General features: G+C 63.1%; 11 protein-coding genes and 2 pseudogenes. 2 read left to right on the top strand and 11 right to left on the bottom strand.

Annotated features, from left to right (window positions below; translation table 11 throughout):
• Window positions 1-26: 26 nt before the first annotated feature.
• From FX982_RS17990 to arnB, 8 genes and pseudogenes are all read right to left on the bottom strand, one after another.
• On the bottom strand, window positions 27-1,421 hold the full coding sequence (locus FX982_RS17990; protein ID WP_172611875.1) for a UDP-glucose dehydrogenase family protein: 1,395 nt from the start codon (window positions 1,419-1,421) through the stop codon (window positions 27-29).
• Window positions 1,399-1,804: pseudogene (gene arnF / locus FX982_RS17995) on the bottom strand (4-amino-4-deoxy-L-arabinose-phosphoundecaprenol flippase subunit ArnF). Before arnF ends, FX982_RS17990 begins: the two are co-directional and overlap by 23 nt.
• 53 nt (window positions 1,805-1,857) lie before the next feature.
• Window positions 1,858-2,202 carry an EamA family transporter gene (locus tag FX982_RS18000; protein WP_172611876.1) on the bottom strand — a complete coding sequence of 115 codons (345 nt, stop codon included), beginning with the start codon at window positions 2,200-2,202 and terminating at the stop codon, window positions 1,858-1,860.
• Window positions 2,199-3,851 (bottom strand): lipid IV(A) 4-amino-4-deoxy-L-arabinosyltransferase, encoded by a 1,653-nt coding sequence (arnT, locus tag FX982_RS18005; RefSeq protein WP_172611877.1) that lies wholly within the window; start codon window positions 3,849-3,851, stop codon window positions 2,199-2,201. Before arnT ends, FX982_RS18000 begins: the two co-directional genes overlap by 4 nt.
• Window positions 3,848-4,729, bottom strand: coding sequence for a 4-deoxy-4-formamido-L-arabinose-phosphoundecaprenol deformylase (arnD, locus tag FX982_RS18010; RefSeq protein ID WP_172611878.1), 882 nt, complete (start codon window positions 4,727-4,729; stop codon window positions 3,848-3,850). The genes arnT and arnD overlap by 4 nt, the downstream gene beginning before the upstream one ends.
• The gene (gene arnA / locus FX982_RS18015; RefSeq protein ID WP_172611879.1) at window positions 4,729-6,741 is read right to left on the bottom strand and encodes a bifunctional UDP-4-amino-4-deoxy-L-arabinose formyltransferase/UDP-glucuronic acid oxidase ArnA; all 2,013 of its coding nucleotides are present in this window, start codon (window positions 6,739-6,741) and stop codon (window positions 4,729-4,731) included. Before arnA ends, arnD begins: the two co-directional genes overlap by 1 nt.
• Window positions 6,738-7,751: an undecaprenyl-phosphate 4-deoxy-4-formamido-L-arabinose transferase gene (arnC, locus tag FX982_RS18020; RefSeq protein ID WP_172611880.1), complete on the bottom strand. Its 1,014-nt coding sequence runs from the start codon at window positions 7,749-7,751 to the stop codon at window positions 6,738-6,740. Before arnC ends, arnA begins: the two co-directional genes overlap by 4 nt.
• Window positions 7,748-8,896, bottom strand: coding sequence for a UDP-4-amino-4-deoxy-L-arabinose aminotransferase (gene arnB / locus FX982_RS18025; protein WP_172611881.1), 1,149 nt, complete (start codon window positions 8,894-8,896; stop codon window positions 7,748-7,750). The genes arnC and arnB overlap by 4 nt, the downstream gene beginning before the upstream one ends.
• A gap of 792 nt (window positions 8,897-9,688) precedes the next feature.
• Between arnB and FX982_RS18030 the strand changes: the two genes are divergently transcribed.
• Window positions 9,689-10,576: a LysR family transcriptional regulator gene (locus tag FX982_RS18030; RefSeq protein ID WP_172613095.1), complete on the top strand. Its 888-nt coding sequence runs from the start codon at window positions 9,689-9,691 to the stop codon at window positions 10,574-10,576.
• A 1-nt stretch (window position 10,577) separates the two neighbouring features.
• Here the strand turns inward: FX982_RS18030 and FX982_RS18035 are convergent, their stop codons facing one another.
• Together FX982_RS18035 and FX982_RS18040 are read right to left on the bottom strand one after the other, a co-directional pair.
• Complete coding sequence (locus FX982_RS18035; RefSeq protein WP_172611882.1) at window positions 10,578-11,798, bottom strand: MFS transporter; 1,221 nt, start codon at window positions 11,796-11,798, stop codon at window positions 10,578-10,580.
• A gap of 119 nt (window positions 11,799-11,917) precedes the next feature.
• A complete protein-coding gene (locus FX982_RS18040; protein ID WP_172611883.1) occupies window positions 11,918-13,297 on the bottom strand; it encodes an HD domain-containing phosphohydrolase in 1,380 nt (459 codons plus the stop codon).
• 337 nt (window positions 13,298-13,634) lie between these two features.
• Here FX982_RS18040 and FX982_RS18045 point away from each other — a divergent pair.
• Window positions 13,635-14,543 (top strand): annotated as a pseudogene (locus tag FX982_RS18045) (ATP-binding protein); the annotation flags it as partial.
• A 3-nt stretch (window positions 14,544-14,546) separates the two neighbouring features.
• Here FX982_RS18045 and FX982_RS18050 read toward each other — a convergent pair.
• Entirely contained in the window at window positions 14,547-15,362 is an 816-nt protein-coding gene (locus FX982_RS18050) for a DUF1206 domain-containing protein (protein WP_172611885.1), read from the bottom strand.
• Window positions 15,363-15,413 lie beyond the last annotated feature (51 nt).

Raw genomic sequence — 15,413 nt, forward strand, 5'->3', positions numbered from 1 at the left:
GGCTTCAGCCGGGAAGGCGTCGGCCGCTAGACCATCGCTCCACCCGCCACGCTTTTATACGGCAGCCACTGCTTCTGCGGGATCGGCAATTCACAGGATTCCCCGCGGCCAATCGGGAAGTAGTGAAATCCGCTGCGGGCCAGGCGCTCGGTGTCGTACAGATTGCGGCCGTCGAAGATCACTGGCGCGGCGAGGCGTTGCTGGATCAGTTCGAAATCCGGGGCCTTGAACTGTTGCCACTCGGTGCAGATGATCAGCGCGTCTGCATCGTTCAACGTCGACTCCGGGGTGCCCATCAGAATCAGGTCCTTGCGGTTGCCGTAAAGGCGCTGCGTCTCTTGCATGGCCTCGGGGTCAAACGCGCGAACCGTGGCCCCGGCATCCCACAGCGCTTCCATCAGCACCCGGCTCGGCGCGTCGCGCATGTCGTCGGTGTTCGGCTTGAACGCCAGGCCCCACAAGGCAAAGGTCTTGCCGCGCAGATCCCCTTCGTAAAAGGCTTTCACCCGCTCGAACAGTTTGTTCTTCTGCCGCTCGTTGATGGCTTCGACTACCGCCAGCAGGTCGTTGGAACAGTGGGCTTCCCGGGCGCTGTGGATCAAGGCGCGAATGTCCTTGCCGAAGCACGAGCCGCCATAACCGCAGCCGGGGTAGATGAAGTCGTAGCCGATGCGTGAATCCGCGCCGATGCCCAGCCGCACCGACTCGACGTCCGCGCCCAGGTGTTCGGCCAGTTCGGCGATCTGGTTGATGAAGCTGATCTTGGTCGCCAGCATGCAGTTGGCCGCGTACTTGGTCAGCTCGGCGCTGCGCAGGTCCATGAACATGATCCGGTCATGGTTGCGGTTGAACGGCGCGTACAACTCACGCATCACCTTACGCACGGCGTCGTTGTCGCAGCCGATGACGATACGGTCCGGGCGCCGGCAGTCGTTGACCGCCGAACCCTCCTTGAGAAATTCCGGGTTGGAAACGATATCGAACTGCAGCAAGCGACCAGCCTGGCGCAGGGCTTTGTCGATGTGTGCACGCAGGGCGTCGCCACTGCCGACGGGCACCGTGGACTTTTCAACGATGATCAGCGGCTCGGACCGGTACGTCGCGATGGCCTCGCCAACCGCAAAAAAGCCCCTCAGGTCGGCCGAGCCGTCATCGCGGGACGGGGTGCCCACGGCGATGAACAAAACCTCAGCGTGTTCGACGGCCAGTTGGGTGTCGGTGGTGAACTGTAGGCGTTTGTTTTCCAGGTTCTCCCGCACCAGGCTGGCCAGCCCCGGTTCGAAAATATGCACCTGACCCTGCCGCAACTGCTCGACCTTGGCCTGGTCGATGTCCATGCAGACCACGTCGTGGCCGACTTCAGCAAGGACGGTGGCTTGCACCAGCCCGACATACCCGCTACCGAAAACGCTGATTTTCATGAAGAGAAGCCCTGTGGAGGAGTGCTGGAAATGCGCCGAAGGTTGATGGTCAGCACGCCCATCACGATCAGCATGACGCCCAAAGTTTTCGATACCGTGAACGTCTCGTTGAAAAATGGCAGCGCTGCGGCGAGGGCATACACCAGCCCGTAGCTGACGCTGAGCAGGGAATAGGCGCGACTTAGCGGCAGGTCGCGCAGTGCCAGCAGCCAGGCGAGCATCGACAGGGCGTAAGCGATGATCGCGGCGCCGATCACCAGCACGGCTGCAGGCTCGAATCGCAGCAGACTCGCCGGCTCAAACCAGAGCGCAGGCGAGGGCAGACGGCTCATGCCCCAGCGCATGCCCAACTGCGCCGAACTCACCAGCAGCACGCTGCCCATCGCCCACGCCGTTGCCCCGCGCTTCACCGGTGAGCACCTCAGAGCTGACCGGCTCATGCCTGGCGCCCGAGCAGCACAACGCCGGCCAGAATCAGCGCGACACCCAGCCAGTGCACGGCGTCGATGGATTCCTTGAAAACAAAGCGGCTGGCCAAAGTGATCAGCACCACATTCAGCCCCAGCATCGGGTAGGCGATGCCGACCTCCAGGCGCTGCAACACCAGCAGCCAGCCCAGCAAACCCAGGCCCAGACACGCCATTGCCAGCCACAGCCAGAACGAGCGCAATGCGGCGAGCACCCCCGGAAATGTGCCGTGCCAACGCTCCACCGCGCACTTCTGCGCGACCTGGCCCAGGCATGTCAGCCCGCAGGTGCCCAACAGCAGCAGCCAGGTCATGGCGCCGTCTTCGGGTAAATGAGGATGATCAGATTACCTTCGTCGAAGCGCTCGGCGTCTTTGGGCAGCAGCTCAAGCTCGCGCAGCTCCTCGTCGCTTCTGCCGCGCATGACCACGCCGACCTGGCCCTCGCTGCGGGCTTTGGTCATCCAAGTGTTGATCCTTTTCAGGGTGACTTCACGGCCTTGCGCATCGGGATAGCCCAGTCCGTATTCCAGCTCGTTCCAGGTATTGAAAAACGATACGTCGGTTCTGTTCAGGCGCCAGGCCAGGGCCGAGGCAGCGCCCAGGTCATTGCTCAACAGGTGGGTGCTCGCCGCCAGTTGCGCCTGATGGGCAAGCACGAACTGGTCAGGGGTCTTGTTGTGCACGACGTCATAAGGGAGAGCCGCCGGCAACAACGCGACCAGCAGCCAACCGCCCAATGCCGGCGCGGCCCAATACTTCATCGGACGCAGACCTTGCAGCGCATTGCTCGCACACCAGCCGGTCAGCACGACGAGCGCCAGTAACAGGTGCAGCGGTTCGTGGTCGTACAGCGGCTGTTTGAGTTGCAGGTACACCAGCGCCAACAGTCCGAGTAAACCGGCGGCGGCGTTGAGCCAGCCGTTGACGCGCAACGCTGTGAGCTGACGCTGACGGAGGCGTTCGATCAGCCCATCGGCCATCAACAGTGCCACCGGCAGCAGGCACGGCAGAAGGTAGGTCGGCAGCTTGCCGTTGCTGATGCTGAGAAATGCCAGCGGCACCAGCAGCCACAGCAGCAGAAAGGCAATCTCGGGTCGACGCCGGTGCTGCCAGGCCTGGCGGAACGTGACGGGCAGCAGCACCGCCCACGGCAGGCAGGACACCACCAGCAGCGGCAGGTAAAACCACCAGGGTTCGGCGTGCTGGGCATCGGCCCCGGCAAAGCGCCGCACGTGCTCATGCCAGAAGAAGAACCGCCAGAAGTCGGGTTCCTGGGCATGCACCGTGAGGACCCACGGCAGGCTCACGACGATGGCAATCAACACCGCCAGCGGCCCATAGCGAAGCAGTTCCCCGACGCGTCGCTGCCAGAGCATGTAGGGCAGGGCGATCATCACCGGCAGTGCCCAGGCCAGAAAGCCCTTGGTCATAAAGCCCATGCCGCAGGCCAGACCGATCAGCGCCCAGGCACCCAGTCGAGCGCGCCCGCTGCTGTGAACGGCGCACCAGAACCCGACCAGCGTCAGGTTGGCCCACAGGGTGAACTGAGGATCGAGGTTGGCGTAACCGGCTTGCCCGGCAATGAACACAAAGCTCATGAACAGCAGCGCACTGGCGAAACTCTTGCGCGGGTCGTTCCACATCCGCGTGGCAAGCCAGTACGCGAGCACCACGCTCAAGCCACTGCTCAGCGCCGACGCAATCCGCACGCCAAACAGGTTTTCGCCAAAAATCGCCTGGCCCACGGCAATCAGCCAATAGCCCGCGGCGGGTTTCTCGAAATAGCGCAGGCCCATGAAATGGGGCGCGGCCCAGTGCCCGCTGTGCAGCATTTCCTGGCTGATCTGGGCGTAGCGGGTTTCATCGGGAATCCACAAACCGTGGAACCCCAGCGGCAGCAAATAGAACGCGGCGAAGGCCAGCACCAGCAGGGCGATGTTGCGCTGTTCGGCTTTGATCATCGCTGCACCCCCAGCCAGCCTTCGCGGCCGCGCAGAACGCCGCGGACCAACTGGCCTGAAGGCACCTGATCCAGTGAATCCGGCAGCAGCGCACCGAGGGGCTGAAAGTGGATGCCACGGGTTTTCGCCTCACTCAACAGCGCGCGAAAAGCCGGGGCCATGAAGATGCCTTCGACCTCGGCGTGAACGGTGTAGACGTTCAGCTTCGATGCTGCGAAGCGCCCGAGGATGTCGTCGTTGAACGCCCGCGCGTCGAGCTGTGGCGACACCAGTTCGTCGTAGGTCGGCAGGTCCACCGGAATCTGCGGCGTGCCCAGCGCGCCATCGGCCAGCACCGGGCGGAATATCGACGTGCCCCGGCAATCGCTGTTGTAGCGAAAGCCGAATGCCTCTTTCGCCTGCACCACGCGCTCATCGGCGCGCCAGCCAGCGGCGGCGGAGCAGGTCACCGGGTGGCCGAGAATATCGCTGAGAACGTCAACGCCGCGCTGGATCTGATCGGTCAGCCCGGCCTCGCTCCAGCGCCCGGCATTGGCCTGCCAGCCGTGATGATCCCAAGCGTGTAAACCCACCTCGTGACCGGCGTCCCGGGCGCGGCGCATCAGCGGCCCGAGGTCGCGGCCAATCGGTTTGCCGGGCCACGCGGTGCCTGCCAGCAGAATGTCCCAGCCGTACAGACTCGCCGCCCGGGAGCGCAGCATTTTCCAGAGGAATTGCGGACGCGCCAGGCGCCACAGATGGCGACCCATGTTGTCCGGGCCGACGCTGAAGAAAAACGTTGCCTTGACCTGCGCTTCGTCGAGCAGGTCCAGCAGTCGCGGCACGCCGTCGCGGGTGCCGCGCCAGGTGTCGACATCGATGCGCAGGCCGGCCATCATCAGCCGCGCGCGCCGGTGGTGACGGTCAGTTCTGCCTTCTCGGCCATGGCTTCGCGGAGGAAGAAGTCCAGGGTCTTGCCGATGGTTTCGCTCAGCTCGATGGTCGGTGTCCAGCCGATCAGCCGCTGTGCGTTGTCGATGCTCGGTTTGCGGTGGCTGACGTCCTGATAGCCCTTGCCGTAGAACGACTGGCTTTCAACCTCGCGAAACCCGGCGAAGGGCGGGAAGTTGTGGCGCAGCGGGTGGGCTTCGAACTGGCGCAGCAACTCTCTACCCAACTGGCGAATGCTGGCTTCGTTGTCGGGGTTGCCGATGTTGATGATCTGGCCGTTGCAGTGGCCGCCCTTGTTTTCGATGATCCGCGCCAAGGCTTCGATGCCGTCGACAACATCGGTGAAGCAGCGCTTCTGCGCGCCGCCGTCCACCAGGCGGATCGGCGTGCCTTCCACCAAGTGCAGAATCAGCTGAGTGATGGCCCGCGAGCTGCCAATACGCGCGGAGTCCAGGCGGTCCAGCCGCGGCCCCATCCAGTTGAACGGGCGGAACAGGGTGAACTGCAAACCCTTCTGCCCATAGGCCCAGATCACCCGGTCGAGCAACTGCTTGGACACTGAGTAGATCCAGCGCTGCTTGTTGATCGGGCCGACCACCAGGTTCGAGGTGTCCTCATCAAAGCTGGCGTCCTGGCACATGCCATACACCTCCGAGGTCGACGGGAAGATCACCCGTTTGTTGTACTTCACGCAGTGGCGGACGATTTTCAGGTTCTCTTCGAAATCGAGCTCGAACACTCGCAGCGGGTTGCGTGTGTATTCGATGGGCGTGGCGATGGCCACCAGCGGCAGCACCACGTCGCACTTCTTGATGTGGTACTCGATCCACTCGGAGTGGATGCTGATGTCGCCTTCGATGAAGTGGAAATTCGGTCTGGCGCGCAGGCGTTCGATGGCGTCCGAACCGATGTCCATGCCGTAGATTTCGTAGCGGTCGTCCTGCAGCAGACGCTCGGACAGGTGATTGCCAATGAAGCCGTTGACCCCGAGGATCAGCACGCGGGTGCGCCGGAGCGGGCGGCGCGGGTCAATGCCCTGCAAGCGCGAACCCTCCACCAGACCGAACTCGCGAGCCAGTTGCGCGCCGCTCAGGTACAGGCCGTCGTCACCGCGCTGGCCGGCGCTGATTACCAGCGAGCCTTCGCCGCAGGCAACGCGCAAGGGCTCGCAACCGAGCACCGTGCCGGGCGCCTCGCCCCTGTTACCGGCCTCCGCTCGCGCGGCCCAGACAATCAATTTGTGTTCGCCGACTGGGCAAAAGGCGCCGGGGTAGGGTTGGGTCACAGCACGCACCAGATTGCCCAGTCGGATCGCCGGCAGCGACCAGTCGATCAAGCCGTCGGCAGCGGTGCGGCGGCCGTAATAGGTGGCGGAAGATTCATCCTGGGGTGTCCCCGACAACTGGCCCCGGGCGAGCAGTGGCAGGGTTTCCGAGAGCAGGCCCGCAGCGGCTTCACGCAATTTGCCATGCAGGGTCAGCGCCGTTTCCGTCGTGCTGATGGCGATACGTTGCTGGGCGAAGATGGGCCCTGCGTCGGCGCGCTTGACCATCTGGTGCAAGGTCACGCCGGTTTCGCTTTCGCCATTGACCAGCACCCAGTTGGCCGGCGCCCGGCCACGGTATTTGGGCAGCAGCGAACCGTGCAGGTTGAACGCGCCGTCTTTTGCGCAGGCCAGCAGCGGTTCGCTGAGCAACTGGCGGTAGTAGAACGAGAAGATGAAATCGGGTTCGAGCCGGGCGATGCGCTCAAGCCACAGCGGGTGATTGGGGTCCTCCGGCGCGTGCACGGGAATCTCGTGCTGAGCGCACAGCTGGGCCACCGAGCCGAAGAAGGTTTTTTCCTTCGGATCATCGGCGTGGGTGAACACCGCCGCGATCGCATAACCGGCGTCGAGCAGGGCCTGCAGGCCAACGCAGCCAATATCGTGGTAAGCAAAAACGACAGCTTTCTTGTTCATGGTGCGACCTTGTGGGCGTAAGCGGGGGCAGAAGAGGGGACGGCTTCGAGCGCTGTCTGGGGGGACCCGCGCACGACTTTCTCAATGAAAAAACGCGGCCGTGCGCGCACGTCGCTGTACATGCGGCCGAGGTATTCGCCGAGCAGGCCCATGCCGATGAACTGCCCGCCGGTGAAGACGAACAGCACCGCAAACAGGACGAACGTGCCGTGCCCGGCCCACGGCGCGCCGAACATCAGGCGCAGGACCACCAGCGCCAGGGCAAACAGCACGCCCAGCAGCGCCATGCCGACACCGACGATGCTCAGCAGCCGCAGGGGCGTGGTGGTCATGCAGGTGATCAGGTCGAACATCAGGTTGATCAGGCGCATGGGGCTGTATTTGGAATCGCCGTGTTCGCGTTCGGCGTGCTCGACCAGGATTTCCGTGGTGTGCCGGGCGAAGCTGTTGGCCAGGATCGGGATGAAAGTGCTGCGCTCACGGCAGGCGAGCATGGCGTCGACGATGGTGCGCCGATAAGCGCGGAGCATGCAGCCGTAGTCGTTCATCGCCACGCCGGTGGAGCGCTGCACGGCCAGATTGATCAGCTTCGACGGCCAGCGCCGCCAGGCGGAGTCCTGCCGATGATTGCGCACTGTGCCGACCACGTCGTAACCCTGTTCGGCCAGGCGCACCAGACGCGGGATTTCTTCGGGCGGGTTCTGCAGGTCGGCGTCCAGGGTGATCACCACGTCGCCCTTGCATTGCTCGAAACCCGCCATGATCGCCGCGTGCTGGCCGTAATTGCGATTGAGAATGACCGCCACCACGTGGCTGCCTTGTCGCTCGGCGGCCTCTTGAAGCAGGTCGGCCGAGGCGTCGCGGCTACCATCGTCGACCAGCACGATTTCGTAGGCGCAGTTCAACAGGGCGCAAGCGGCCTCGGTGCGGTCCAGCAACTCGGGCAGGCTCTGCTCCTCGTTGTAGACCGGGATTACAACGGACACACAGCGGACGGGATAGGCTTTCAAGGGCGCGCTCCGACGATGGATTCAATGGCACCGACGACGCGCTCGACTTCGTCGCGGGTCATGTCCGGGAACAGCGGGATCGAACACAGCCGCGACGAATTCCACTCGGTGTTCGGCAGGTGCACGTCCGGGAAGCGCTGGCGGTAATAGCGGTGCAGGTGAGTGGCGATGAAATGAATGCCGGTGCCAATGCCGCGCTCTTGCAGGGCTTTCATAAACCCGTCGCGGTCCAGACCGCAGCGCTCGGGGTCGATGCGCAGGATGAACAGGTGCCAGGCGTGTTGTTGCGGGTAAACGGGCTGAGAGAGCGGCATGACCGGGCTGTTTCCCAGTCGCTGCAGATAGTGCTCGGCGAGCCGGCGGCGTTGCGCGTTCATGTGATCGAGCCGGTGCAGTTGCACGAGGGCCAGGCTGGCGTTGATGTCCGCCAGGTTGTATTTGAAGCCGGGTTCGATGACTTCGGCCTGGGGTTTGCGGCCTAGGGTCAGGCGGTCGTAGGCATCGACGCCGAGGCCGTGGAATTTCAACTGACGCACCCGATCCGCCAGTTTCGCGTCATCGGTGACGAACATCGCGCCTTCCGCGCAGGTCATGTTCTTGATCGCATGAAAGGAAAAAATCGCCGTGCCACGGCTGCCCACCGGCCTGCCCTTATAGCCCGTGCCGGCCGCGTGGGCGGCGTCTTCGATGACCGCGATGCCGTGGCGGTCTGCCAGCGCGTAAATAGGATCGAGGTCGCAGGCGGCGCCGGCGTAATGCACCGGGACAATGGCTTTGGTGCGCGGGGTGATGGCCTGTGTGATCAAATCGGCGTCGGTCATCAGCGTGTCGCGGTCGACATCGACAAACACCGGGGTGGCGCCCAGCAGGCAGATCATGTTGGCCGTCGAGACCCAGGTTTGCGAGGGCGTGATCACTTCATCGCCGGGGCCGACGCCCAGCGCGAGCAAAGCAATGTGCATGGCGCCTGTCGCGGACGAAACCGCCACCGCGTGCCGTGTACCGACCCGCTCGGCGAACTGCGCTTCGAGTTGCTGACACTCCGGGCCCGTGGTGATCCAGCCGGAGCGCAGCACGCGGGTCACCGCCGCCACTTCTTCATCGCCGAGGCTCGGTCGCGAGAAAGGAAGAAATGCCTCATTCATAGTTTGAACGTCCCCGTGAAGTCCGATGTTTTGCAACGCGAACCGCAAGCACAGTGATGCCCGGATCGTCAGTTATTATTAAATGCGTAAGGTTGATCAGCAGTGTGATCTTCGCCGGATATACCGATCAGGCGCGTCGGTTAAACATGTTCTGGCGGATCATTGAATCGCAGGTTAGTCGCTCAAATATGAAAATAATGTCTGTGGAGTGTAGGCGTTCTGTCTTGGATGTTTGCTGTCAGGGCCAATGAACCCGGGCGTATCAGCTCGTTGTGACAATTGTTCGTGCGGGTTCATATTTCAGCCTGTTTATCAACGCTGGGGCCGCTGTTATTTCGATGGCAGACAGCATCTGTTCAGTAAGGTGTTTATTCAAGTTTGGTCGGATTCAACACCGTCCCTGTCGGGAACAACACTAATTCCTCCATTAATATCTAGTGACGCACGCAGCAATTACCCTCTGCTTCCAATGGGTGTGTACTTTTCAAGCTAGTCCACCTATCGGGATTTCGCGAATGTGTTCGCAAAGGCCTGCGTTTTCAAAGAGCGGGTCCACGCTCTTTCATGGCCGTTCCCTTAACCTAGCGCCCGCATACTTAATCGCAGCTGAACATGAAGCACTGAAGTGATCACGGCTAACGCCGGTCCCACGGTCGAGGTCACAACTGGGTCCACAGTCGTGATCATCGCCGGTCCCGCAATCGAGTCTGGAGTCACCCCCACCGTCAGTGCTACAACCCGTCTCACTCAACGATGAATCAACCCCTTTCAGCCAAGAGCCAACCACCCATGATGGACAGTCTCAGCGGCATCACGGCGTTCATCACCGTGGCCGAAACCCGCAGCTTCACTGAAGCGGGACGCTTGCTGGAAATCTCTTCGTCCGCCGTGGGCAAGAGCGTGGCGCGCATGGAGGAGAGGCTTGGCGTGCGCTTGTTCCATCGCAGCACCCGCAGCGTCACCCTGACCACCGAAGGCGAACGGTTTCTGGATCGCTGCAAGCGCATCGTCAGCGAGGTCCAAGCCGCTGAGCTGGAGCTGCTCGAACTGTCCGCCACGCCACGGGGCAAGGTGCGCATCAGCGTGCCGATTCAGAACGTGCTGATCATGCCGGTGCTGGCGGGGTTCATGCGCGCGTACCCGGACATCGAACTGGAAGTGGACATGTCCGACCGCATGGTGGACGTGATCGAGGAGGGCTTCGACGCGGTGATCCGCACCGGTGCGCCCCACGATTCGCGGTTGACTGCACGCAAGCTCGGCGGCTTCCAGCTGCAACTGGTGGCATCGCCCGCGTACCTGGAGCGCTGCGGAGAACCGGCGCACCCCGACGAGCTGATTCGCCACACCTGCCTGCTGCACAAGTTTCCGGCCACCGGGATGATCGAACGCTGGCCGTTGCGCGTCGGAGACACGCACATTCAGCCGAACCTTTCGCGGGCGTTGACCTGCACGACGACGGATCCGCTTGCGCATCTGGCGATCGACGGTGTCGGGATCGCCTGCCTGCCTGATTTTTCCATCCGCGCGCCGTTGGCCGACGGCAGGCTGAAGGTGGTGCTTGGGGACTATACCGACCACACCGGCAACCTGTGGATGCTCTGGCCTGCGTCCAAGCAGACGGCACCCCGGTTGCGGGTGTTGATCGACTATTTCAAGGACAACATTCTCAAGGGCTGACTCAGCGCTGCAACGCCTGAGCGATGGGCGCGCGGGCGACACCGAAGCTGAGCATCACCGCCAGGCCCAGCAGCCCCAAACCCGCGCCCAGCCACAGCGCCGCCGAGACGCCCTGGTGATCGACCATCAGCCCGCCGAACAGCGAGCCCGAGGCGATCGCCATTTGAAACATGGTCACCAGCATCGCCGAACTGGCCTCCGGCAACTGCGGCGAGGTGAGCTGCATCCAACTGCTGACACCCAGCGGAATCGCGCCGTACGCCACGCCCCACACCAGCACCGCCAGCATCACCCCGACGCCTTGCAGATGCGGCAACGCCAGCTGCGCCAGCACCATCAGCACAATCACCGCGCCCAGCGACGCGCGCAAATGCGTGGTGAGGGTCCCGGCCATGGCGAAGTTTGCCAGCATGCCCACCAGCCCGAAACCCAGCAGCACCCCGGTGATCGCGTTCGGCGAGAACCCGGCGTACTGCCCGAGAAACGGCGCGACGTAGGTGTAGGCGGTGAAGTGCGCGGCGACCACCGTGCCGAGCAACAGCATGCTGCGCCGCGCCGTGCCCCGTGACAGAAATGCCCGAAGCGCGCGGGCGTTGAGTCCTTCGCTGGAAGGCAGCGAGGGCAGGGTGTACGCCTGCGCCGCCAGAGCGATCAGCCCCAGGCCGGCCGTAACGACGAAGGACATGCGCCAGGAAAAGGCCGTGCTGACGAACGTACCGAACGGCACCCCGAACACCGTCGCCAGGGTGATGCCGGCGAAGATCAGCGCCGTGGCCTTCGCCGCCCTCGACTCGCTGACCAGACGCCCGGCCGCCGCAATCGCCACGGCCCAGAAGCCGCCGAGGGAAATCCCCAATAGTCCGCGCCCCAGCAGGATGATCGCCAGCGACGGTGATACCGCACAGAGCAGATTCGACATCACCAGCAGCAGGCTCAGCAACAGCAGCAGAAACCGGCGGTTCATGCGCCCGGCACCGAGCATGACCGCCGGCGCGGAGATCGCCGCGACGATCCCCGGTACGGTGACCATCAGCCCCGCCACGCCATCGGTGACGTTCAGGCTGTCGGCGATCTGCGGCAGAACGCCCACCGGCAGGTATTCGGACGTGACAAAGGCAAACGCGCCCAACGCCACGGAATACACCGAGAGCCAGTCGCGCCAGGAGGAAGATGCCGCAGACGCGGGCGCCGCGTGGGTTGAAACAACGTGTAAGTCGTGCATGGGAAAGCTCCACCGTAATGAGTGGAGCCATGCTAGGGAGCGGGCGCACGGGGAAAAACAGGCTGCGGTTCCGATCACTGCGGATCGATCACTCCGCAATCAAGCGAGTGCTCAGCGCATCAACCGACCTGAGTCCAGTGGGTTTTCGGCGGTTCTGACCCGGGCACGTGTTCGGGGAGGCGCACGAAGATGCTGTAGCGGGTCTTGTTCTCGATGGCCTCGAAGGCCGCCAGTTTGTCGATCAGCGCGGCGTTGACCACCTTACCCGCGTTCAGCAACAGCATGCCGTTGTCGGCGTTCAAGTTGCGCACCAGAATCATGCCCGGCACCAGCTCGCGAGTGGTGACGGCCTTGACGGTCGGGTCGTTGAGCACCGCATCGTCCAGGTACGCCGCGCAGGCCTTGGCGAAATCCTCGATCAGGCCGGGGTCGTAGAGCTTGCCGGCGTAGCGGCGGATGAACAGCAAGGCCTCGCCGCTGCTCAGGTGTCTTTCCAGAATCAGCCCGCGCTGCAGTTCGATGAAGTCGACGACCAGCTTGAGCAGCCGTGCGCCGTAGGGAATCGCTTCACCCTTGAGGTGCGCCGGAAAGCCGCTGCCGTCCCAGCGCTCCTGATGATGCAGAATCAGACTGGCGGCGTCCTGGATGGGTTCGAGGGTCATCAGCAATGATTCACTCTGCCGCGGGTAACTGCGCCAGGTGTCTCGGTCGGCGTGGCTGACCATGTCCGAGGGCGTATTGATCAGCGTGTCACTCCAGCCCAGTTTGCCGATGTTGTACAGCGCGGCGGCCATGCACAGGTCGCGCCGGGTGGACTCGTCCAGATTGAGTTGGCTGCTGCAGGCATTGACCAGGTCGATGACGTCGCGATTGGTCTGCTTGTCCACGGGCAGACGCTGATTTACCAGCATCGAAAACACCTCGGTGCCGGTGGCGTAACTGTGCTTGAGCTCCTCATAGGCCAGATCGAGCATGTCGGCGGTCTGCTGCAATTCGGCGGTGCGCGCCAGCACGCGTTTTTCCAGGGTGGCGTTGAGGCTTTTCAGCTCATCGTTCTGCCGCTGGGTGAGCTGTTCAAGGCGCTGTCTTTCGCGTTCGGAAAACTGGAATGCCAGCGACTGACGCAGGGTCAGCACCAGCTCTTCGTCGGTCCAGGGCTTGGCGATGTAACGATGCACATGGCCCTGGTTGATGGCTTTGACGATGGTTTCAAGGTCGGCGTAGCCGGTCAGCAGGATGCGCGTGGTGTCCGGGTACAGGCTGTAGACCCGCGCCAGCAGCGCGGCGCCGTCCATGCCCGGCATGCGCGCGTCGCTGACGATCAGATCAACCGGCTTGTCGGCCATGATCGCCAGGGCCTGTTCGCCGCTGGTGGCCAGCAGCACATCATAGGGTTGCTCGCGAAGCAGACGGCGCAGGCTGTTGAGAATCGATTCTTCATCGTCTACCAGCAGGACGGTGGGGCGTTGCTGCAACGAAACACTGGTTGAGGCTTCCATGATTGACCCCCGTTCGTACCGACATCGTGCCCGTGCCCTGGCTGCCATCCTGACTGGCATCATCACCGGAAAGGACACCTGGATGCCGCAAGGTTAGTCGAGATATGGCAAGACCTCGCGGCTTTCGCGCAATATAAATCGCCCCCTCAACTTCACCTTCGGCGGGCCGACACAAGGGCATGAGTCCACGGATTGAGGCGCTTGGTCGATCATGTTGCTCCTGCAGATATTCTCGATCATTTCCGTCTGCCTGCTGGTGCTGCTGGGTCGCTGGCTGCTGCACAGTTATCAGGTGATCAACCGGGTCAACGAGGACCTGCGGGCGGCCAACGAAGGACTGGAGCAGCGCGTCGAGGAGCGCACCCGGGCATTCAGGGAGGCCAGTCACGCGTTGCAAGTCGAGATCGAGGAGCGCAAGCAGCTCGAGAGCCAGATGATCGGTGCTGAAAAGCTCGCCTCACTGGGGCAGATGGCCGCCGGCATCGCCCACGAGATCAAAAACCCCATCGGTTTCATCTCGTCGAACCTCGGCACCTTGGCGGTCTATTTCGGCAAAATCCAGGAAGTGCTTGAGGCCTACAAAGCGGCCGGGGATCAGCTTGGATCGGCTGAGGTCATTCAATCGCTCACTGCCTTGAAAACGCGTCTGGACCTGGCGTTCGTCGAGGCGGAAATCCCGTTGCTGATTCAGGAGTCGCGAGACGGGGTGGCCCGCGCCGCGCAAATCATCAAGGACCTCAAGGAGTTCTCCCGGGCCGACACCCACCCGCAATGGCAGTGGGCGAGCCTGCAGCGTGGCATCGATTCGACGCTGAACATCGCCGCCAATGCGGTCAAGTACAAGGCCGATATCGTCAAACACTATGTGCCGTTGCCGGACATCGAATGCCTGCCGGCGCAACTCAATCAAGTGATCATGAATCTGGTGGTGAACGCGGCCCAGGCGATTGGCCCGGAGCGCGGCACCATTACCTTGCGCAACGGCGTGCAGGGGGACAGCGTGTGGCTTGAGATCAGCGACACCGGGAGCGGCATTGCCCCGGAGGTGCTGCCGAAGATTTTCGACCCGTTCTTCACCACCAAACCGGTGGGCCAGGGCACCGGTCTGGGGCTGTCGCTGTCGTACGGGATTGTGCAAAAGCATCGCGGAACGATCAGCGTGCACAGCGTGGAAGGGGTCGGCACGACGTTCCGCATCGAGCTGCCGATTCAGCAGCAGCGCCCTGAAGAGGGCGCATTGAACTGAGACTCAGGCATGCGCCATGCCAGGAACGTCCATGTTGATCCTGCGCCAGGCGGCTTCGGCAAAGCTGTACACCGAAAACGCGATCAGCCCCAGCGCCATGACCATCAACACCACGCCACCGGCGGGCAGGTTTTGCAAGGCGTTGAGCGCGTCTTTCAGACCGGGCGGGTGCATCGCCTGATAGCTCGAACCGCTGATGGCCAGCAGCACGCCCATTTCGACAAATGCCACGCCGCGCGCGATCAGGCCGAAGCGGGACACCGGGGTCACGTATTTCATGACCTCTTCGTCGGCCTCGAAATACTTCTCGAACGAGGCTTTCCAGCCCTTGAAGAAATGCGCGATGCCGACGCCAAGGGGCACCAGCGCAACCAGGTAGACGACCAAGTTGGAGTGCTTCCACGACAGCAGGGTGGCAAGCAGGTCTTGGGTCTGACCGCCGCCGCCACTGCCAGAACTGCGCAGGCCGTCGATCAGCAGGCCGAGGGCAAAGAACGCCAGCGCACCGTTGACCAGCCCGCCCGCGAGCAGCCCGCCACGGATCACCAGGCCCTTGAATTCGCTGCCGTGATGGTCAACGTCCCGCGTCGCCTGCAACACCCGCCAGGCAGCGAACGCGAGCAGGCCCGCAACCACCAGCCCGACCAGAATGTGGCCGAAGGGCTGGCTGAACAGGGCTTCGAGGCTGCTGTGGCTGTCTTTGGGGCGTGACGAGTCACGGGCAGCCAGCAAGGCGAAAATGCCGATGATCAGGTACAGAACGCCGCGGGCGGCGTAGCCCGAACGGGCGAGCAGGACAAGGGTGTGATGCGGGGACATCGAAGGTTCTCCGGGTAAGCGATAGATGAGCAGACCCGGGAGCGCGCAAGG

This window comes from Pseudomonas graminis (genome assembly GCF_013201545.1).
GTDB lineage: Bacteria > Pseudomonadota > Gammaproteobacteria > Pseudomonadales > Pseudomonadaceae > Aquipseudomonas.